General features: G+C 73.2%; 15 protein-coding genes and 1 pseudogene. 3 read left to right on the top strand and 13 right to left on the bottom strand.

Going from position 1 to position 20094, the window contains the following annotated elements; all coding sequences use genetic code 11:
- The first annotated feature begins 80 nt into the window (after window positions 1-80).
- Window positions 81-524: a winged helix-turn-helix transcriptional regulator gene (locus ACZ3KP_RS05385; RefSeq protein ID WP_467496543.1), complete on the top strand. Its 444-nt coding sequence runs from the start codon at window positions 81-83 to the stop codon at window positions 522-524.
- A 314-nt stretch (window positions 525-838) separates the two neighbouring features.
- Here ACZ3KP_RS05385 and ACZ3KP_RS05380 read toward each other — a convergent pair whose 3' ends face one another.
- From ACZ3KP_RS05380 to ACZ3KP_RS05370, 3 genes are all read right to left on the bottom strand, one after another.
- Window positions 839-2557, bottom strand: a complete 1719-nt coding sequence (locus ACZ3KP_RS05380; RefSeq protein ID WP_467496541.1) for a GAF domain-containing sensor histidine kinase — start codon at window positions 2555-2557, stop codon at window positions 839-841.
- A 131-nt stretch (window positions 2558-2688) separates the two neighbouring features.
- A complete protein-coding gene (locus ACZ3KP_RS05375) occupies window positions 2689-3399 on the bottom strand; it encodes a helix-turn-helix domain-containing protein (RefSeq protein ID WP_467496539.1) in 711 nt (236 codons plus the stop codon).
- Window positions 3400-3417: 18 nt separating this feature from the next.
- On the bottom strand, window positions 3418-4488 hold the full coding sequence (locus ACZ3KP_RS05370) for a zinc-dependent alcohol dehydrogenase family protein (RefSeq protein WP_467496537.1): 1071 nt from the start codon (window positions 4486-4488) through the stop codon (window positions 3418-3420).
- Window positions 4489-4765: 277 nt separating this feature from the next.
- On the opposite strand from ACZ3KP_RS05370, the gene ACZ3KP_RS05365 reads away from it, so the two are divergent.
- Window positions 4766-5155 (top strand): STAS domain-containing protein, encoded by a 390-nt coding sequence (locus ACZ3KP_RS05365; protein WP_467496535.1) that lies wholly within the window; start codon window positions 4766-4768, stop codon window positions 5153-5155.
- Window positions 5156-5210: 55 nt separating this feature from the next.
- Here ACZ3KP_RS05365 and ACZ3KP_RS05360 read toward each other — a convergent pair whose 3' ends face one another.
- From ACZ3KP_RS05360 to ACZ3KP_RS05340, 5 genes and pseudogenes are all read right to left on the bottom strand, one after another.
- Window positions 5211-7904, bottom strand: a complete 2694-nt coding sequence (locus ACZ3KP_RS05360; protein WP_467496533.1) for a bifunctional acetate--CoA ligase family protein/GNAT family N-acetyltransferase — start codon at window positions 7902-7904, stop codon at window positions 5211-5213.
- Window positions 7905-8056: 152 nt separating this feature from the next.
- Entirely contained in the window at window positions 8057-8941 is an 885-nt protein-coding gene (locus tag ACZ3KP_RS05355) for a universal stress protein (protein ID WP_467496531.1), read from the bottom strand.
- Window positions 8942-9145: 204 nt separating this feature from the next.
- Window positions 9146-9673, bottom strand: a pseudogene (locus tag ACZ3KP_RS05350) (hypothetical protein); the annotation flags it as partial.
- Window positions 9674-9883: 210 nt separating this feature from the next.
- Window positions 9884-10936: an alpha/beta fold hydrolase gene (locus ACZ3KP_RS05345; RefSeq protein ID WP_467496530.1), complete on the bottom strand. Its 1053-nt coding sequence runs from the start codon at window positions 10934-10936 to the stop codon at window positions 9884-9886.
- 76 nt (window positions 10937-11012) lie between these two features.
- Window positions 11013-11807, bottom strand: coding sequence for a maleylpyruvate isomerase N-terminal domain-containing protein (locus ACZ3KP_RS05340; protein ID WP_467496528.1), 795 nt, complete (start codon window positions 11805-11807; stop codon window positions 11013-11015).
- A 244-nt stretch (window positions 11808-12051) separates the two neighbouring features.
- Here ACZ3KP_RS05340 and ACZ3KP_RS05335 point away from each other — a divergent pair, with 244 nt between their 5' ends.
- Window positions 12052-12969 carry a hypothetical protein gene (locus tag ACZ3KP_RS05335; protein WP_467496526.1) on the top strand — a complete coding sequence of 306 codons (918 nt, stop codon included), beginning with the start codon at window positions 12052-12054 and terminating at the stop codon, window positions 12967-12969.
- Window positions 12970-13350: 381 nt separating this feature from the next.
- Here ACZ3KP_RS05335 and araD read toward each other — a convergent pair whose 3' ends face one another.
- The 5 genes from araD to ACZ3KP_RS05310 form a co-directional block, all read right to left on the bottom strand.
- Window positions 13351-14076 carry an L-ribulose-5-phosphate 4-epimerase AraD gene (araD, locus tag ACZ3KP_RS05330; protein WP_467496524.1) on the bottom strand — a complete coding sequence of 242 codons (726 nt, stop codon included), beginning with the start codon at window positions 14074-14076 and terminating at the stop codon, window positions 13351-13353.
- A 29-nt stretch (window positions 14077-14105) separates the two neighbouring features.
- On the bottom strand, window positions 14106-15623 hold the full coding sequence (araA, locus tag ACZ3KP_RS05325; protein WP_467496522.1) for an L-arabinose isomerase: 1518 nt from the start codon (window positions 15621-15623) through the stop codon (window positions 14106-14108).
- 71 nt (window positions 15624-15694) lie between these two features.
- Window positions 15695-17377 (bottom strand): ribulokinase, encoded by a 1683-nt coding sequence (gene araB / locus ACZ3KP_RS05320; protein WP_467496520.1) that lies wholly within the window; start codon window positions 17375-17377, stop codon window positions 15695-15697.
- A 103-nt stretch (window positions 17378-17480) separates the two neighbouring features.
- On the bottom strand, window positions 17481-18500 hold the full coding sequence (locus ACZ3KP_RS05315) for an ABC transporter permease (RefSeq protein WP_360566291.1): 1020 nt from the start codon (window positions 18498-18500) through the stop codon (window positions 17481-17483).
- Complete coding sequence (locus tag ACZ3KP_RS05310; RefSeq protein WP_467496517.1) at window positions 18497-20092, bottom strand: sugar ABC transporter ATP-binding protein; 1596 nt, start codon at window positions 20090-20092, stop codon at window positions 18497-18499. Before ACZ3KP_RS05310 ends, ACZ3KP_RS05315 begins: the two co-directional genes overlap by 4 nt.
- Window positions 20093-20094: the final 2 nt, after the last annotated feature.

Raw genomic sequence — 20094 nt, 5'->3', positions numbered from 1 at the left:
TCAGCATGGGAGAGGAGCTTCCTGCCGGGAAGTAGGCACTCAGAAGTGCGTAACCCACCCAGCGGTGAGAGGTGCGAGCGGTGACGACGACGAAGGCGGCCCAGAAGAGGGCTCAGGCCAAGGTGGAGTACAACGCGTTCCTGGCGGGGTGCCCGAGCCGGCAACTGCTCGACCGCATCTCGGACAAGTGGGTCGTCCTGATCCTGTGCGCGCTGGGCGGCGACCACGGGCCCGGGCCCGGCGGCGCGGCAGCCGACGTGCCGAAGGCGATGCGGTACTCCGAGCTGTCCCGTCTGCTGGCCGGGGTCAGCCAGAAGATGCTGACCCAGACGCTGCGGTCGCTGGAGCACGACGGGCTGCTCACCCGCACGGTGACGCCGACGGTCCCTGTCACCGTGACCTACGAGCTGACCGAACTCGGCCACTCGCTCCACCACATGACGCGCGGGCTCAGAACCTGGGCGCAGACCCACATGGCAGAGGTCCTCGCACACCGCGAGAGCCACGACACCCACCCGTCCTGACCCACCCCCCCGTGCACCACGCGGGCCGCTCGAGCGTGCGTGCCGGGCGTCGCGACGCCGCGGAGATCCATCAGAAGGGCCCTAGCTAGGCCCTGTCGTCACATTCCCGCCTGCCCCGCGACGCCATGCACGCTCCCCCAGCCTCCGGCCGGGGGGACCCCCACCCGCCGCACCGGGCCCTGGCCCAAGTACATCCAGTACGTGGGCCAGGGCGCCCGGCACTCCCCCAGCCTCCGGCCGGGGGGACCCCCAGAGCACGCACCTGACGCCGCAGGGCCGCCCTCCGGGCGACGACGGGAATGTGACGACAAGGCCTAGGTCCGCCTGACCGGTACCCGCCAGCGCAGGGCCGTGCCGCCGGTCGGCGGGCAGTCCCAGTCCAGTCGGCCGCCCAACTGCTCCGCCCGTTCCGCCATGTTGCGCAGCCCGCTGCGGCGGCCGTCCGGCGCGATGCCCACGCCGTTGTCCCGGACCGTCAGCAGCAGTTCGTGTCCGTCGGTGGACAGGCTCACGTCGGCGCGGTCGGCGCGGGCGTGCCGGGCGATGTTGGTGAGGGACTCGGAGAGGACGGCTGTCACGTGGTCGGCCGTCTCCCTGGGCACGTCGGTGTCGAGCAGCCCCTCCATGCGGACGCTCGGGGCGAACCCGAGGACCTGCGCCGCCTCTCCCGCCACCCGTACGGTGCGGGCCCGCAGGCCGGTTCCGGCGCCGTCCTCCCGGGCCCGCAGGCCGAAGATCGTCGACCTGATGATCTTGATGGTCTCGTCCAGGTCGTCCACGGCGCGTGCCACGCGTTCGGACGCCTCGGTGTGCTCGATGAACCGGCCCGCGCTCTGCAGGGTCATGCCCGTCGCGAACAGCCGCTGGATCGCGAGGTCGTGCAGGTCGCGGGCGATGCGGTCGCGGTCCTTGAGCACCGCGACCTCCGCTGCGTCCTGCCGTCGTTCCGCCAGCTCCATGGCGACGGCCGCCTGGGCCGCGAATGCCTGGAGGGTCTCGCTCTCGGTCGCGGTGAACACGGGCCGCCCGGCCTCCCGCGACAGCAGGAGCACACCTCGGACACCGTCCTCACCGGTGCCGATGGGAACGCCCACCGCGGGGCCGAGCCCCTGGAAGCGGGGCGGTTCCTGCGAGATGCGGGCGTCCTGGGACACGTCGTCGCTGACGGCCGGGGCGGCCCCGGAGAAGGCGAGCCCCATCAGGCTGCTCTCCAGGGGCAGCACCAGCCCCCGGTGCGCCTCGGCGTCCAGCCCGACGGCGATCTCCACGGTGAGCGATCCCGTGCCTGCCACCGGCAACGCCACCGCGGCCAGCGCCGACCCGGTGATCTCGGCGGCCCGTTCCGCGATGAGCGCGAGCACCTCGGCACGGCCGGCGCCCGACATCAGGCTGTGGGTGATCTCGGCGTTCGTACGCAACCACCGTTCCCGCAGCCGGGACTCCTCGTACAGGCGGGCGTTGTCGATGGCGACGCCGGCCGCGACCGCGAGGGTCGAGATCACCGACACGTCTTCCTCGTCGAACTGTGTCCCGCCGCGCTTCTCGGTGAGGTAGAGGTTGCCGAAGACCTGGTCGCGGACCCTGATGGGAACACCGAGGAAGGTGTTCATCGGCGGATGGCCGGGCGGGAAGCCGTACGAGGCGGGGTGGTCGGAGATCTTCGCCAGGCGCAGCGGCTCGGGGTGGCGGATCAGTTCTCCGAGGATGCCGTGGCCCTCCGGGTACGGGCCGATCCGGGCGATCCGCTCCTCGGCGACACCGACCGTGTGGAACGCGGACAGCCGCCTGCCGTCCGGGCCGATGACGCCCAGGGCCGCGTACTCGGCGTCGACCAGGGCCGCGGCCGCCTCGACGATGCCGCGCAGCGCCTGCTCCAGGTCCAGCTCCCGCCCGACCGACAGCACCGCCTCCAGCAGGCTGTGCACCCGGTCCCGCGTGCCACGCGCCGCGTCCAGCCGCGCCTGCAGCTCCTCCAGCAGCTCGTCCAGCCTCAGCTGCGGCAGCCGTACGCGCGCCTCCTCGGGGCTTCCCACCAACGTCTCCTCGGTCTCCGGACGGGCTGACACCGGCCGCTAGGTTCGGTGGGTCACGCTACCGGCCTCCGCGGACGGCGGTAACCCTCCACCCCACCGGGCGGCCGGAGCGCCGGCGCCGGGTCAGGACGTCACGCGGTGATCCGGCGCCCGGTGACCGTGCCCGGCTCGACGCGCATCCACAGGTCGCGGTGCCCGCCGGCCCACGGCGCGCTGTACGCCTGCTCGTCGAGGCGTCGGGTCTCGTCCGGCGCCGTGACGAGGCGGGCCTCACCGCGGACCAGCACGCTCCAGCCGGTGCTGAACGCGTCGTCGATGCGGTCGACCTCGAAGGCCACCTGGTGACCGGCGGCCTGGGCCGGTGTCGCGCCGGAGGCGGTCCGGAAGACGACCGCCCCGTCGACGACGCTGTAGTTGACGGGCACGACGACCGGCCCCGATGCGGTCGGCAGCGCGATTCTGCCGACGCCGTGGGTGCCCAGCAGTGCCGTGCACTCCGCAGCTCCCAGTTCCGTGAACTCGGCGTCCGGGGCGGCCTGTTCCGGGCCGGGCGGCAGGTCGGCGCTGCCCCCGGTGAGCTGCGCCGGCGTCGTCTCCAGGGCTGCGGCGAGGCTGAGCACGGTGCCCCTGTTCGGACTGGCGCAGGAGTGCTCCTCCAGGTGCTTCAGGTAGCTGGACGCCATGCCCGCCCGGGCCGCCGTCTCCTGGCGGGTCAGGCCGAGTTGTGCGCGCCGGGCGGCGAGCCGGCGGCCCAGGTCGCCGCGGGGGCGTTCCACCGTGGTCCCGGTGTCGTGCCGTGTCGTGTCGTCGCGTCCCGTGCCGTGCCGGGTCCCTCTGGACATGGTCGTCACGTCCTTTCGTCAGGCCGTGCGCACGGCGACGGCCTCGTGCTGCTCCTCCCCGAGCACGACCTTGAGGGCGCCGGTGGTGCCGGCGTGCGCGAAGACCTCGTAGGCCTCCGCCATGCGGTCGAGCGGGAAGGTGTGGGTGACGAGCTGCGTGGTGGGCAGCCGGCCGGCGGCGGCCATCCGCAGCAGGGTGGGGGTGGAGTGGGTGTCGACCAGGCCGGTGGTGACGGTGACGTCCTGGCTCCACAGGTCTTCGAGGTGCAGGGTCGCCGGCCTGCCGTGCACGCCGATGTTGGCGACGTGCCCGCCGGGCCGGACCATGCGGGTGCACAGCTCGAAGCTCTCCGGCACGCCCACCGCCTCGATGACGACGTCGGCGCCCAGCCCGTCGGTCAGGTCGGCCACCAGCTGCCGGGGCGCTTCGTGCACGTCGGCCACCGCGTCGGCACCGAACCGGTGAGCGGCCTCCAGCCGGGCCGGCGCCAGGTCCACCGCGATGATCCGCTCCGGCGAGAACAGCCGGGCCGTGGCGATCGCCGCGAGTCCGATGGGCCCGGCGCCGACGACGGCGACGGTGTCGCCGGGGCGGACGTGTCCGTTGAGGACGCCCACCTCGTAGGAGGTCGGGAAGATGTCCGCGAACAGGACGGCGTCCTTGCTGTCGAGGGTGGCGGGCAGGGCGTGGACCGAGAGGTCCGCGAAGGGCACACGGACGTACTCGGCCTGGGTGCCGTCGACGAGGTGGCCGAGGATCCAGCCTCCGCCGCCGCGGCACTGGCCGTACATCCGCTGCCGGCAGTAGGAGCAGCGCCCGCAGGAGCTGATGCAGGAGATCAGTACCCGGTCGCCGGGGCGTACGGTGCCTACGTCGCTGCCCACCTCCACGATCTCGCCCACGGCCTCGTGGCCGAGGACCGTGCCGGGCTCCACCTCGGGCACGTCGCCCTTGAGGATGTGCAGGTCCGTGCCGCAGATGGTGACGGCCTCGACGCGCACGATCGCGTCGGTGGGCTCCTTGACGGCCGGGTCCGGGACCTCTTCCCAGGCGGACTGCCCGGGTCCGTGGAACACGAATCCCTTCATGACACTCCTCATCCCACTGGTCGGTCGCGGAGCCGGGACCCGGTGGCGAGTGGCGGCTGCCGGTACGCGGCCGGCCGCCTTCCGGGCACCGGGTTTGCCCCGCACGTCCAGCCTGCTCGGCGTGGCGGGAGACCGGCTTGGGCCGGTCGGGCCACTCACCCGGGCGGGTGGGACCTTCGTACGGGCACCCGGGTGGACCGCGGAGGGCCTGTCGGGTCAGCACGACGGGGACCGTTCGGCCCTTCCGCGGCATCCTCCCCGGGGCTTTGATCTGACTATGTCCGAGAACCACCCGCGGCCCGCGGCCTCCCTCACTGTACGCACCGTCGACGGGACGACCGTGGTGACGCTGTGCGGAGAGCTCGACCTCCTGGCGGCGGTCCCGCTGCGGTCCCGGCTGGACGCCCTGACGAGGGAGCCGCACCCCGACCTGGTCCTGGACCTGCGCCCCGCGACCTTCGTCGACTGCTCCGGGCTCGGGGTGCTGTGCCGCACCCGCAACCGGGTCGGCGCACGGTGCGGGCGGCTCCGGCTGATCACCGACGGACGTGTCCTGCGGATCATCCGGGCTGCCGGGCTGGACGGCGTGTTCGAGCTGCACCCTCGGCTGCCCGAGTCGCTCACCGCGGCCCCGGCCGTCGGCGTCCTCACCGCGCCGACGGCCTGAACGGCCCTCCCGGATCGGTACGGACGAGGGTGGCGGACCGTGCTCACGGTCCCGGTCAGCGCAGTCGGCGCAGATAAGGGTCGTGGGGCCGGCGCGGCAGCAGGCGCACGCGGGCGTCGAGCACGGTGACCTGGCCGGGCGCGGCGAGGACCGGGTTGAAGTCGGCCTCGGCCAGCTGGGGAAGGTCCGCGGCCATCCGCGACAACCGCAGCAGGAGCTGTTCCAGGGCTTCGAGGTCGACGGGCGCGCCGCCGTCCGCACCGAACAGGAGCGGGGCGCAGCGCGGCGCGGTGATCAGGTCGTGCACGTCGCGGTCGGTGAGCGGGGCGAGCCTCGCGGCGTGGTCGGCGAGGATCTCGGTGGCCGTCCCGCCGAGCCCGAAGAGCACGAGCGGGCCGAAGACCTCGTCCTGGGCGACGCCCGCGAACAGTTCGGTGCCGCGGGGGGCGAGCGGCTGGAGGACCACACCGGTCATCAGGCCCTCGAACCGGGTGGCCAGGTCCCGGAAGGCGGCGCGCACCTGCGAGTCGCCGCGCAGGTCGAGGTGGACCGCGTGCTGCTGCGTCTTGTGGAGCAGCCCCGGCCAGTGGGCCTTCATGACCACGCGTCCGTCGAAGCCGCGCAGCCGGCCTGCGGCGAGCGCGGCCTCGTCCTCGGTCTCGGCCCAGGCCCACGGGAGCTGCGGGATGCCGTAGCAGGACAGCAGGTCGGCGCAGGTGCGCGGGTCGAGGGGGCCGCCGTCCGGCGAGGTCCGCAGGTGGTCCTCGACGATCGTGCGGGCGCGGTGGGTGTCGACGTCGGGGAGTTCCGGGACGGTGCCCGCGGGACGGGCGAGCCAGGCCGTGCGGCGGGCGGCGTGGGCGAGTGCGCGGGCCGCGGCCTGGGGTTCGGCGTAGGAGGGGATCGTGCCGTCCTCGGCGGGCAGCAGTTCGACCGGCCGCTCCTGCTCCAGTCGTACGACGGCGACCGGCCGGGGGCGGGGCCCGGGTGCCCGGGTGAGGGCGCGCACCAGGTCGTCGCCGGTCGCCTCGGCGACCGCGGTGGGTACGAGGGCCACCAGTACGGCGTCGATGCCGGGGCACCGCATGAGCCGGTCCACGCACGCGCCGAGCTGTTCCTCGGTGACCGCGGCGGTGGCGTCCACGGGGTTGCCGGTCGCGGCGCCGCCCGGCAGTACGGCGAGCAGGTCGTCGACCGTCCGAGCGGTGAACGCGGGCAGGGCGAGCCCGGCCTCCGCGCAGGCGTCGGCCGCCAGCACTCCCGCGCCGCCCGCGTTGGTGACGATCGCGACCCGACATCCGCCGGGCAGCGGCTGGGAGTGCAACAGGGCCGCGGTTTCGAGGAGTTCGCCGACGGAGCGGGTGGCGGTGATGCCGGCCTGGTTGAACAGGGCCTGCCGGGTCATGGTGCGGGTGGCTGCGGCCGCGCTGTGCGAGGCGGCGGCACGCCGGCCCGCGTCGGTACGGCCCGCGTCGACGGTCAGCAGCGGCATCCGGCGGGTCACCCGGCGGGCGGTGCGGGAGAAGGCGCGCGGGTTGCCGAAGGACTCCAGGTGCAGCAGGGCCAGGTCGGTGCGGCCGTCGCCCTCCCACCACTGGAGCATGTCGTTGCCGCTGACGTCGTACTTGTCGCCGAGCGAGGCGAAGGAGGAGACGCCGATGCCGAGCCGGGACAGCCCGTCGAGCAGGGCGATCCCGATACCGCCGGACTGTACGGCGACCCCGGCGCTGCCCGGCAGCGGGTGGCCGGCGGCGAACGTCGCGTCTAGGCGCAGCTCGGGTTCGGTGTTGGAGACGCCCAGGCAGTCGGGGCCGACGAGACGCATGCCGTGGGCGCGGCAGGCCGACAGCAGGTCTCGGGCCTGGTCCGCGTCGAGACCGGAGGTCACCACCAGCAGGGCCCGTACCCCGGCGTTGCCGCATTCCTCGGCGGTGTCCGCCACGGCGGCCGCGGGCACGGCGAGGACGGCCAGGTCCGGGGTGCGGGGCAGCGCGCCGACGGACGGGTGGCACGGGACGCCGAGGAGCGAACTGGCGCCGGGGTTCACCGCGAAGAGCCGCCCGGTGAACCCGCCGGAGCGCAGATGGTGCAGGATCGCCCGGCCGACCGAGCCGGGCCTGCGTCCCGCGCCGACGACCGCGACCACCTGGGGCCGCAGCAGCGGCAGCAGACTGGCCACGTCGGCCGCGCGGCCCCGGGACTCCACGGCCGAGAGGTAGGCGTCGTCCTCGGTGAGCCGGATGACGCAGCGCGTCTCGGGCCCTTCGAGGCGGCGTTCCATGCGCAGCCCCAGGTCGGCGAAGAGACGCAGCACCTCGCGGTTCTCGCTGAGCGCGTCGGCGGTGAAGCCGGTGATGCCCTCGGTGCGGGCCGCGGAGACCAGGTGCTCGACGAGCAGGGTGCCGACGCCGCGGTGGTGCATCCCGTCGGACACGGCGATGGAGATCTCCGCGGTGTCCCAGCCGTCGCCGCCGGTGTCGTACTCGGCGACGCCGATCACGCCGTCCGGGGACTGTGCGACCAGCGCGAGGTAGCCCGGACGGGCCGGGCCGCAGGCGCGGTCCGCGGCCAGGGCGCCCGAGCGCCGGCTGATCGAGAAGAACCTGAGCCTCAGGTTCTCCGCGGACATCCGGTCGTAGAACCCCTCCAGCCGGTCGTGGTCGCCGGGCACCGCAGGGCGGATGCACACGGTGGTGCCGTCCGCGAGCAGCGCGTGGACCGGGGGGAGGCTGAGCAGGTCGTCCGTCATCGGGTTCTCCTCCGGGCGTCTGTGGGCACTTCGAGCATCGAGTGGTTCGGCCGGGGATCCCATGGGCCGGCCGGGGTGCACCGGGGCCGGTCGGCCCACGCCGGGGTCGGCGGGCACCGGCGGCGGGGCCGGTGCGAGCGGTCATGGCGGGTTCACACCGGTTCGGGCACGATGACGACCGGGCAGGCGGAGTGGTGCAGCACGCCGTGGGCGACCCGGCCCAGCTGGAGCCCGAAGGTCCGTGGGCGGCGCCGGGCGCCGACGACCAGGAGGTCGGCGTCGTGGGAGGCGGCCACGAGCACGGGCCGGGCGGGTCCCTCGACCGTGTGCCGGTGCACCTCGATGTCGCCGGGGACGTCCTCCAGCGCCGTGTCCAGGGCATCCACCGCCTGTTGCTCGTGCAGCCGGGCGGCTTCCGGGGACATCAGGGGGACGTCTGTGGTCTCGCGGGCGGGCACGCGCCAGGCCCGTACGGCGTCCAGGGGCACCCCGCGCCGCCGCGCCTCCTCCCAGGCGAAGCGGACGGCCGTGGACTGCTTGCCGTTCTCCCCGACGCCCACGACGATCCTGCCGTGCACCGGCGTCTTGGTCTGGTTGTCGTGGCTGCCGCGTACGACGACCGTCGGGCAGTGCGCGTGCCCGGCGAGGGTCAGGCTCACCGAGCCGAGCAGTGCCTCGGCGAGGCCGCTGCGTCCCCGGCTGCCCGTCACCAGCAGGGCGGCATCGCGGCTCTCCCGGACGAGCGCGTACTCGGCTTCCTCGGCCAGCACGTCGGTGGACACCGGCACGTCGGGCCGCCTGTGCCGGGCCCGCCGCGCCGCGGTCTCGACGATGTCCTCCGCCACGAGCTCCTCGGACGGCTGGTCCGGGTCCTCGGCGAGGTGGGTGCCCTCGTACCGCTCCCACAGCGAGGCGTACACGAGGCGCAACGGCAGTCCGCGCAGGACGGCCTCGTCGGTCGCCCAGTCGAGAGCGCGCAGGCTCGGCCCGGAGCCGTCGACCGCGACAAGGATCGGCAGGGTCACCGTTGCCTGCATGATGTCTGCTCCTCAGGAGTGGGGGGTTGGGCGGGGGCGGTGGAGTGGTGCAGGACGGCACGGGGCATGTCGCCGCCTCCTGAACGGGGGTCCGGTACGAGCGTCGTCTTCCGACGGGATGTCCGGCAGGGGCCGCACGTCCCCGCGGGGGTCCGATCGGCCCTGGCCGGGGTGCGATCCGGGGCCCGGCGCGCCTGCCCGGGGTCAGCGCAGCCAGCGGCTGCGGCGGACCAGCGGGAGCTTCGCCCAGGGCCGGCCGAGGCCGAGGGTGCCGCCCGCGGAGCCGCCGGCCAGGGCGATCAGGACGACGGCGTAGAGGACGTGGTAGTCGGCGAACGGGTTCGTCGACATGCTCGGCGAGCCGTCCACGAGCTGCTGGGCGGGCGGCCATTCGGCCAGCCACATCAGCGCCATCATGAAGGCGCCCGCGACGACCGCGAAGCGCAGCGCCACACCGGCGAGGAGGGCGACGCCGATCCCGAGCAGGCCCAGCATGAACAGCCAGTCCGCCCAGGGGTCCCCCGCCCAGGAGTGGAAGGTGGACCGCATCGGGCCGGCGGCGACGGAGCTGTGGAAGCCCTTGGTCGGCGAGCCGCCGTCGATCCAGCCCTTGCCGGAGGCGGTGGCGTAGCCGAGGCCGAAGGTCTTGTCGATGAGCGCCCACAGGAAGACGAACCCGGTGAGCAGCCGCAGCGAGGCCAGTGCGAGGGCCGGCGCGGTGCGGGTGCTCGTGCACGGCCACGACGGTGGTCCCTTCGGGGAGAGGCGGGGCGGTGAGTGTGTCTCTGACGCCTCTCACTGTGGTCGCGCCGGCCCCCGGCCGCCGGATGCCGAAGGTCGGTACCCACGGGCCCGAACGGCCCTGCGCTGACCTGTAAGTTCACGTAATGGCGCCGGAATGCGGCCGCTGCCCGGCCCGGCCGGTGGCGTCTTGGCGGTTCCCTACGGCGCGGGGGCACGGGTTTCCGCGAGGGTCTCCACGGCCGCGGCGACCTGCCGGGGGTCGGAGATCATGGTGAGGTGGCGGGCCCGGGGGATCAGGGTGGGCGGCGGCGCGCCGATGCGGCGGGCGGTCTCCCGCGGGGTCTGCTTGCTGAACACGTCGTCCTCGGCGCCGAACACGACGGACTTGGGAATGCGGACGGCGGCGAGTCGGGCCACCCGACCGGCGGGGAGACCGGGTACGCCCTGGCCGAGCATGGTCCACAGCGCTGCCTCGGCGCCCGGCACCCGCAGCGGCCGACGCCACGCATCGACCCCGGCCGCGTCCAGACGCGGGCAGGCCGGGCCGCACTGGGCGTCGTAGAAGGTGCGGATCAGCCGGTCGACGCCGAGGCCGAGCCGCAGCAGGGTGGTGCGGTAGGGATCGACCAGCAGGTACTTGAGGGCGGGCGGCGGACCGGCGCCGGTGTCCAGGGCGTCCCCGTCGAGCAGCATCACGCTTCCGATCCGCCCCGGCGCACGCAGGGCCGCCTCCGCGACGACCGCGGCACCACTGGAGTGGCCCACCAGCAGCGGGCGTTCGCCGGGCCCGCCGAGGTGCACGGCGCCGAGGAAGCCCAACAGCTGACGGGTGAGATGGTCGACGGTGTAGGGGCCGCGGCGTTCGCTGTACCCGTCGCCGGTCAGGTCGAGCGCGTAGACCCGGTGATCGCGGGCGAGGAGGGGGGCCAGGCGCGCCCAGGTGTCCGCCTGCTCGAAGGCACCGTGGACGAGGACGACGGGCGATCCGCTGGTGCCCCAGGTCCGGTACCGGGTGCGGATGTCCGCCGCCTGCACGTACCGCAGCCCCTCGGGAGGCGCGGCACGTCCCGCGGTGAACGCGTTGAAGACCAAGGAAGCCATGGTCACGACCGCCAGCGCGAAGGCGCTGACGGACACCACGCGCCGCCACCACCATTTCAGGCGCCCCCGGTGGACCGGCGGTGCGCTCCGCGCCACGTCGGCGGCCGCCGGCCGGAGTGCGGCCGGCCCGGCCTGAGATCCGGATTCCACGTCGATTTCCTGTCCGTCCTCGTCGGCGTTCCGACGACCGACATCTTGCGGCGAAGCCCCGCCAGGGGCCTCCGGCTCAGAAGCCGGGGAAGACCCGTCGGAGATCGTCCAGCGTCAGTGTGCCCCCGGTGAGGGTCACGCTCGTCGGGGTGTGCGCGGGCGCGTGGCGGCCGGTCGTCAGGCGCAGCCACCACTCGGCGGGCGTGCTCAGCACCGCGTCGGGCTCGGCGGGTGCATCGCCGAGCGCGACCGCCTCGTCGAGGGTGAGACCGAAGGACCTGTCGGGATCCGTGGTCCGGACCGCGAGGCGGACGGGACGGTCGTCCACGGCGTCGGCCTTGCCGAGGTGGCCGATGAGCAGACCGGCCTGGTCGAGCAGTGGCCCGGTGGCGTCCGGGGCCAGGACGGCCGCGGGATCGAAGGCGACCTCGATGTCCCAGGTGTGGAAGGTGAATTCACTGAGCCGCAGGCCCGCCGCCGTGGCCACGTCCACGGGCGCCGGCAGGAAGCCGAGGTCGATGCGCAGAGTCTCACGCGTGTGCGTGTCGAGCATCTCGTAGCGGCTCACCAGCGCCTCGTTGGCGGGTACGAAGCCCTCGGCCCGTTCGGCCGGGGACATCGCGTCCCAGCGCGCCCACACGGACTTGTTGAAGTCCATGTCCTTCGGGCCGGTGCCGTCCAGGGCCCCCTCGAGGACGGCCAGGGTGATCTCCGCACCGCTGCCGAGGTGGCTGAGCACCTGCGACAGGTCCCACTCCGCGGCTCCGGACCCCTTGGTGAGGTCGGCGGCGGCCAGGTCGCGTACCCGTGCGGCGAGGTGGTCGTGTCCGCTGCGCAGAGCGGCGATGATCCGGTCGGCACGTTCAGTCATGGGTGTCTCCAGGGTGGCGGACGTCGTACGCCATGAAACTACCGGCGGTTACGTGGCCGCCGCTGTGTAACGAACTCGCGAAAGTTTGACGGAAGTTGCGTGGACTGACGAGAATCTGGATCACTCACTGCATTCTGAGTGAGCCATGTGGCGTGAGTGACTCCGTCAGGGACCCCGGCCTCCGTGTGTCCCGACCGCTCGCGCACGACCACCTCCCACACCCCTGATTCCGCAGAGGCAGATCTTGACGCACTCCTCACGTGCCAGAACGGCCGCCGCGCTGGCCACCACCGCCTTCCTCGCCACCGCTCCCCTCCTCGGAGCGACGTCGGCCGGCGCCACCACCGGGGCCGGCTGCCAGTCGGCCACCGTGCAGTACCGCATCGTCGACGGCGACGGGAAGCCGGTCGGCGCCGACTGGACCTCCCAGGGCGGCTTCCACCAGTGGACCGACGTCCCGGGCACCGTCGAGGTGCGCCTGGCCCCCGGCCAGCAGGTCGGCGACGGCTGCACGTACCCGATCTCGCTGGCCGAGTACACCACGGAGGGCTCCAACTGGTACACCTCCGGCCACCAGACCCTCGTCGACCACGCCACGGTGTACCTCACCTCGGCCGACCAGGCCGGTGCCGACGACGCCAAGCGGACGTGGCAGAAGCTCTCGGTCAAGACCCCGGACTGCTACGGGCAGATCGACCTCTACGGCGACGACGTCGTCTACGACGGCAAGACGGGGGACGGTCACGGTCCCGCCCCCTACCAGCCCGGCAACATCGTCACCCCGTACCACCTCATCGCCGCTTGGAACGGGGGCGACAAGTCCTGCACCCCGGACCAGCCGGACTCCCCCACCCCGACGCCCTCCCCGTCGACGCCCGCCACTCCGAGCACGCCCCCGGCGAGCCAGCCGCCCGCCCAGACCACGACGCCGCCCAGCACGCCCACGCCCGGGAAGTCCACCACCCCGCCGACCACCTCGCACGTCCCGCCCATGCAGTCACCGCCTCCCACGAGCCCGGCGCCCTCGCCCAGCCGGAGCACCCCGCCGCTGGCCGAGACCGGCTCCAGCGCGCCGGTCGGCCTGATAGCCGGTACCGCCACCGCGGTGATCGCCCTCGGTGGCGCGGCGATGTACATGACCCGCCGCGCACGCCGCTCGTGACGACAGCCACGGGAAGCCCCATCGCCCCGTGAGGCGTGGGGCGTGACATCGGCTCCGCCGAGGCCGGACTTCCGGGCGACCCCCGGGAGTACCGGCCGGCGGAGCCCCGGAGGCCGGCGCCACGCGTGGGAGTGCCCTGCTGCGCGGCCCCGTCGCACTCTCCTCGGCGGCGAGGGCCCGGTACCCGCGCCAACGCGCGGAGCCCGTCCGCTGTGTGCGGACGGGCTCCGTGACCGAGCGCCGGGCAGGCCTTGCACCTGCATTTCCCCGCAGGAAGCGGGGTGTCTTTCCTTGGACCACCGACGCGGCAGCAGCCGACCGGGTTCGGTGACCGCCTCAAGATCAATCATAGCCCATGGGAAGCCCTGCCGCGCGCAGCGGTCATCCGGGTGTCGACGTCACGTCCGGGTTGCCGTAGTAGGCGTCGGGGCCGTGTTTGCGGGTGTAGTGGCGGTCGAGGAGGTGCGGGGGCGGTGGGGACGCCGGGGACAGGGACAGGGTGTGCAGGGCGATGTCGGCGACGGCCTCGCAGATGATCGCGTGTTCCAGGGACTTGCGGGCGGTGGCGCCCCAGGTGAAGGGGCCGTGGCCGGCGACGAGGGCGGCGGGGACCTCCGCCGCCCTCCGGTCGTCCTTGAGCGTGTCCACGATGACGCGGCCGGTGTTGTACTCGTAGTCCTTCACGCATTCCTCGGCGGTGAGGTCGCGGGTGACGGGGACGGGGCCGTTGAAGGTGTCGGCGTGGGTGGTGCCGAGCACCGGTATGTCGCGGTGGGCCTGGGCGAAGGCGACGGCGTGGGTGGAGTGCGTGTGGGTGACCCCGCCGACGGAGGGGAACGCCAGGTAGAGGCAGCGGTGGGTCTCGGTGTCGGTGGAGGGACGCAGGTCGCCCTCGACGACGGCGCCGTCCGAGAGGCGGACGGTGACCAGGTGGTCGAGGGTGAGGTCCTCGTAGGGGACGCCGGAGGGCTTGATGACGAACACCCCTGCCTCGCGGTCGACTCCGCTGACGTTGCCCCAGGTGAGGGTGGCGAGGCCGGCCTGGGGAAGGGCGAGGTTGGCCGCCAGGACCTCCTGCCGCAGGCCGTCGCGGACGGTGGTGCTCATGGGTCCATCTCCTTCGGGCCGGTGCCGCGTCACAGGGACTGGGCGAGTCGGTGGTAGGCGGCGTTCCAGCGGATCTCCTTGGCGAGTTGCTCCACCGTGGTGCCCGCTCCGATGGTGAGCAGTTCGACGCCGGTCATGGCGGCGTAGTCGGTCAGGGTCTCGATGTCGACGGCCGAGCTGAGCACGGTGTGGTGCGGGGCGCCGGCCAGCAGCCAGCTCTCGGCCGATTCCGCGAGCGAGGGGCGCGGCTTCCACACGGCCCGGGCGACGGGCAGTTGGGGCACGGGTTCGGTGAGGGGCACGACGTCGACCTCGTTGGCGGTCAGCCGGAAGCGGTCGCCGAGGTCGGAGAGGCCGACGACGACGGCGGGGCCCTCGGCGGCGTCGAAGACGAGACGGACGGGGTCCTCGCGGCCGCCGATGGACAACGGGTGGATCTCGCACCGGGGCCGGTCGGCCGCGACGGAGGGGCAGACCTCCAGCATGTGGGCGCCGAGGATGCGCGGGGTGCCGGGGCCGAGGTGGTAGGTGTAGTCCTCCATGAAGGTGCTGCCGCCGGGCTGCCCCTGGCCCATCACCTTCATCACGCGGAGCAGGGCGGAGGTCTTCCAGTCGCCTTCGCCGCCGAAGCCGTAGCCGTCGGCCATGAGGCGCTGGACGGCGAGTCCGGGCAGCTGGCGCAGGCCGCCGAGGTCCTCGAAGTTGGTGGTGAAGGCGGTGAAGCCGCCCTCGGTGAGGAAGGTGCGCAGGCCGATCTCCTGGCGGGCGGCGTAGAGCAGGGAGTCGTGGCGGATGTTGCCGGGGCGCAGGGCCGGGACCATGTCGTACGACTCGATGTACTCGGCGGCGAGGTCGGCGGCCGCCTTGTCGTCGACGGCGTCCACGGCGGCGACCAGGTCGTTCACGCCGTAGGTGTTCACGGAGAAGCCGAAGCGGAGCTGGGCCTCGACCTTGTCGCCCTCGGTCACGGCGACGTCGCGCATGTTGTCGCCGAAGCGGGCCAGGCGCAGGGTGCGGGCGGCGTGCCGGCCGGCGGCGGCGCGGGCCCAGGCGGCGACGCGGGCGACGACCCTCGGATCGGTGGCGTGCCCTGCGACGATCTTGCGTTCGATGCCGAGCCGGGACTCGATGTGGGCGAACTCGCGGTCGCCGTGCGCGGCCTGGTTGAGGTTCATGAAGTTCATGTCGATGCTCGACCAGGGCAGCGACAGGTTGTACTGGGTGTGCAGGTGCAGCACGGGCCGGTCCAGCGCGCTCAGGCCGGCGATCCACATCTTGGCCGGGGAGAAGGTGTGCATCCACACGATCACGCCCACGCAGTGGTCGGAGGCGGTGGCCTCCTGGCACAGCCGCCGGATCGACTCGGCGTCGGTGAGGACCGGCTTCCACACGATCCGCAGCCGGATCGGGTCGGCCGCGTCGAGTCTCTCGGTGATCGTCCGGGACTGGTGGGCGACCTGGTCCAGCACTTCCTCGCCGTACAGTGCCTGGCTGCCGGTGAGAAACCAGATCTCCTGGCCTGCGGACGCCTTTTCGGGGGCGGTCATGACGGTTCCTTTCGGTGGAGCGGGGCGCGGGCGGGTCGGTGGAGCGCAGTGCGGGCGGGCGAAGGGGGCGCTCAGGCGGACGCCTCGGCGCGGATGCGGCGCAGGCGGTGCATGACGTCGTTGGCGCCGCGCCCGAAGTAGTCGTGCAGCAGCCGGTACTCCTCGTAGAGGCGGTCGTAGGCCGCGGCGCGGTCCGCGTCCGGCCGGTACACACCTCGGTCGGCCTTGCCCATGGACCGGGCGGCGGCCTTGATGTCGGGGTACGCCCCGGCCGCCACCGCGGCGTGCATCGCCGCGCCGAGGGCGGGACCCTGGGTGGAGGCGATGACGCCCAGCGGGCGGCGGGTGACGTCCGCGTAGATCTGCATCAGCAGCGCGTTCTTCGTCAGTCCGCCGGCGATGACGAGTTCCCCGACCGGGACCCCGGAGGTCTCGAAGGCGTCGATGATGGTGCGGGTGCCGAACGCCGTCGCCTCCAGCAGCGCGCGGTAGACGTCCTCCGGCCGGGTCGAGAGGGTCAGTCCCACGACCGCGCCGCTCAGATCGTGATCGACGAGCACGGAGCGGTTGCCGCTGTGCCAGTCCAACGCGATCAGGCCGTGCTCGCCCACCCGTTGTCCGGCCGCGAGCGCCGTCAGGTGCTCGTGCGGGTCCCGGCCCAGCGCGGCCGCCTCTTCGGCGTACCCGGCGGGCAGGCCGGTGCGCGCGAACCAGCCGAAGATGTCTCCGACACCGCTCTGTCCGGCCTCGTAGCCCCACAGGCCGGGCAGGATGCCGCCGTCGACGACCCCGCACATGCCGGGGACCGTGCCGTGCTGGTCGGAGCTCATCACATGGCAGGTGGAGGTGCCCATGATGGCCACCATCTGGCCGGGCTCCACGGCTCCCGCCGCGGGTGCCGTGACATGTGCGTCCACGTTGCCCACGCAGACCGCGATGCCCTCCGGCAGTCCCGTCCAGGCCGCGGCCTCGGCCGTCAGATGCCCGGCCCTCGCGCCCAGTTCGCCGATCGGCTGGTCGAGTTTCTCGGTGACGAAGTCCGCGAAGCCCGGGTTCAGGGCGGCGAGGTACTCCCGGGACGGGTAGGCACCGTCCTGGTACTGGCCCTTGTACCCCGCCGTGCAGGCGTTGCGGACGTACGTCCCGCACAGCCGCCACACGATCCAGTCGGCGGCCTCCACCCAGCGTTCGGTGCGCCGGTAGATCTCCGGGTCCTCCTCCAGGACCTGCAGCGCCTTGGCGAACTCCCACTCCGAGGAGATCTTCCCGCCGTACCGCCCCAGCCACGGCTCCTTGCGCTCGGCGGCCAGCGCGTTGATCCGGTCGGCCTGGGCCTGGGCGGCGTGGTGCTTCCACAGCTTGACGTAGGCGTGCGGGCGGCCCGTGTACTCGGGCAGTTCGCACAGGGGAGTGCCGTCGGCGAGCACCGGCAGCACCGTGCAGGCGGTGAAGTCCGTGCCGACGCCGATCACGTGCTCGGACCGCACACCGGCGGCCGCGAGCGCCTCGGGCACCGCGTGCCGCAACACGTCGACGTAGTCCGACGGCACCTGCAGGGCCCAGTCCGGTGGCAGCCGGGGGCCGTCCGGCAGCTCCCGGTCCAGGACCGCGTGCCGGTACGCGTGCTCGGCCGTGCCCAGTTCCGCGCCGTCCCGGACGCGGACCACCACGGCCCGTCCCGACAGCGTCCCGAAGTCCACTCCCACGACGCAGAGTTCGGGGTTCCCCGCAGTCTCGTCCCCGGCGTTCACCATCAGCCTCCTCCACACAGCGGTATTCGATATGCCGACCGTCGTTCGGTCGGGTGCCGACGCCGACCGGGCTTCGTACGCCCTGGTCCGCGGAGCCGAGCGGGTGCTAGGCGCGGCTCCTGCCGAAGTATCGGGCGCGTGCCCGGTCGAGCAGGATGGCGACGCCGAGGACCGCGCCCTGTACGACCTGCTGGTCGTAGGGGCTGACCTTGAGCGCGAGCAGACCGTTGGTGATGAACTCCAGCAGGATCGCGCCGGCCGCGATGCCGGCGATGCGGCCCTCACCGCCGGACAGCGACATCCCGCCGACCACCGCGGCGGCGATCGCGGTCAGTTCCCAGCCGGCGCCGACCGACGGGTCGGCCACGTTCATGCGGCCGATCACCAGGACGCCCACCACACCGGCGAGCACCGCGCTGGCGATGTAGGTGGAGGTGATCCGGCGGGCGGTCGGAATGCCGGCCAGCCGGGCGGCCTCCTTGTTGCCGCCGACCGCATAGATCTGCCGGCCCACGTAGGTGCGTTCCAGCACGAACCAGGCGACGGCGGCCGCGCCGACGAAGAACAGCGCGGGGACCGGGACCTCGCCGATGTAGTACTGGCTCAGGTTGCTGAACATCGGGTCGAGGTTGTTGATGGGCGAGCCACTGGTGATCGCGAGCGCGGTGCCCTGGGCGACCGTGTAGGTGACCAGGGTGATCACGAAGGGCGGCACGTTGAGACGGGTGACCATGACCCCGTGCCAGAGACCGACCGCGCCGCAGATCACCAGGGTGAACAGGATGGCGAGGGGCGCGGGCATGCCCTCGTTGACGTTGAACCAGGCGGCCAGGATGCCCGCCAGGCCGGCCAGCGCGCCCACCGACAGGTCGATGCCGCCGGTCAGGATGACCAGTGACTCGCCGATCGCCAGGATGCCGACCTGGGACAGGTCCCGGCCCATCACCTGGAGGTTGCCCACGGCGGTGTACGTGTCGGCGTTGGCGGCGATCCCGGCGAACACCAGCACACAGGCGATGATGACGCCGGCCTCCGGGGAGGCGGCGAGCTTGCGGGCCAGGTGGGACACGGCCGGACGCTGCTTCGGCGCGGCCTCCTCGGGGGCGAGCGTGCTCTGCGCGCTCATGCTGTGGCTCCGTTCGTGAGGTGTTCCTGGTCGGTCGTTTCCCGAGCGGACCCCTGCGGCCCGTCCGAGGGTGTTCCGGCCGCGGCCGTCATGATCCGTTCCTTGGTGGCGTCGGCCCGGTCGATGACCGTGGCGACCCGACCGTGGTTCATCACCGCGATGCGGTGGCAGATCCAGAGCAGTTCCTCCAGTTCGGAGGAGGCGACCACGACGCCCAGGCCTTCCTGGGCCGCACGGTCGATCAGCTGGTAGATCTCCGCCTTCGCGCCCACGTCCACCCCGCGCGTCGGCTCGTCGAGCAGCAGCAGGCGCGGCTCGGCGGCGAACGCCCGGCCGAAGATGGCGCGTTGCTGGTTGCCGCCGGACAGCGAGCCGATCGGCTGCTCCACCGACTGCATCCGCACGTTGACGTTCTCGGTGATCTTCCGGGCCTCGGCGCGTTCCCGGCCCGGTCCGAGCAGGCCCCGGCTGCTGATCCGCTTGAGCACCGATACGACGACGTTGGAGCGGATCGACGCGAAGAGGACCAGGGACTGTTCCTTGCGGTCCTCGGGGATCAGCGCGATCCCGGCCGCCACCCCGTCGCCCGCGCCCTTCGGGTGGTACGACGCGCCGCCCAGCCGCATCCGGCCGCCCGTCGAGGGCTGCGCGCCCGCGATCGTGTGGACCAGGCGGCTGCGGCCCGAGCCCATCAGCCCGGCCACGCCCAGGATCTCGCCCTCGCGCACCTCCAGGTCGACCGGTCCGAGACCGTCCGCGGTCACGCCCTCGACCTGCAACAGGACCGGGCTGCCGGCCGGCGGTGCCTTCGGTTCGCCCTGCGCGACCTCGCCGCCGACCATCTCCCGGATCAGCCGTTCCTCGGTGGCCTCCGCGGGTTCGAGGTCGGCCACCAGCCGGCCGTTGCGCAGCACCAGGACACGGTCGCTGACCTCCCGGACCTCGTCGAGCCGGTGCCCGATGAACAGCACCGTGCCGCCGCGTTCGGCCAGCTGCCGGGCCAGCCCCAGCACCATCTCGGCCTCGACCGGCCCGAGGGAGGAGGTCGGCTCGTCCAGGATCAGCAGCTTGGGCTCGCGGCCCCAGGCCTTGGCGATCTCGATCATCTGCCGGGTCGGCACCGGCAGGGTGCGGACCTCCCGGCCCACCGGGATCGTCTTCGCGGACAGGCCGATCTCCGCGAGCATCGCCTTCGCCTCGGCCCGCTGTGCGGCTCCGTCCACCAGGAACCGCCGCCTGGACGCGCGCGGGCGGCGGCCCAGCAGCAGGTTCTCCGCCACCGACAGCTGTCCGACCAGCGGGAACTCCTGGGAGACCATGGCGATGCCGAGCTGACCGGCCGCCTCGGTCGACCCGGCGACGAGCGGCTCGCCGTCGATCAGGATGTCGCCGCCGTCCCGGTGGACCGATCCGGCCAGCGTGCCCATCAGCGTGGACTTCCCGGCGCCGTTCTCGCCGACCACGCCGACCACCTGACCGGCGTAGAGGTCGAGTTCGGGCAGGTCCAGGACGCGCACGGGTCCGTAGGACTTGTGCACCCCCCGCAGCCGCGCGGTGACCGCGCGGCTCGGGGCGTTCTCCGGAGCCGTCATGC

It is taken from the genome of Streptomyces sp. NPDC020958, assembly GCF_055562175.1.
The sequence above is the reverse complement of the archived record's forward strand: the minus strand, read 5'-3'. Positions and strand labels throughout refer to the sequence as shown.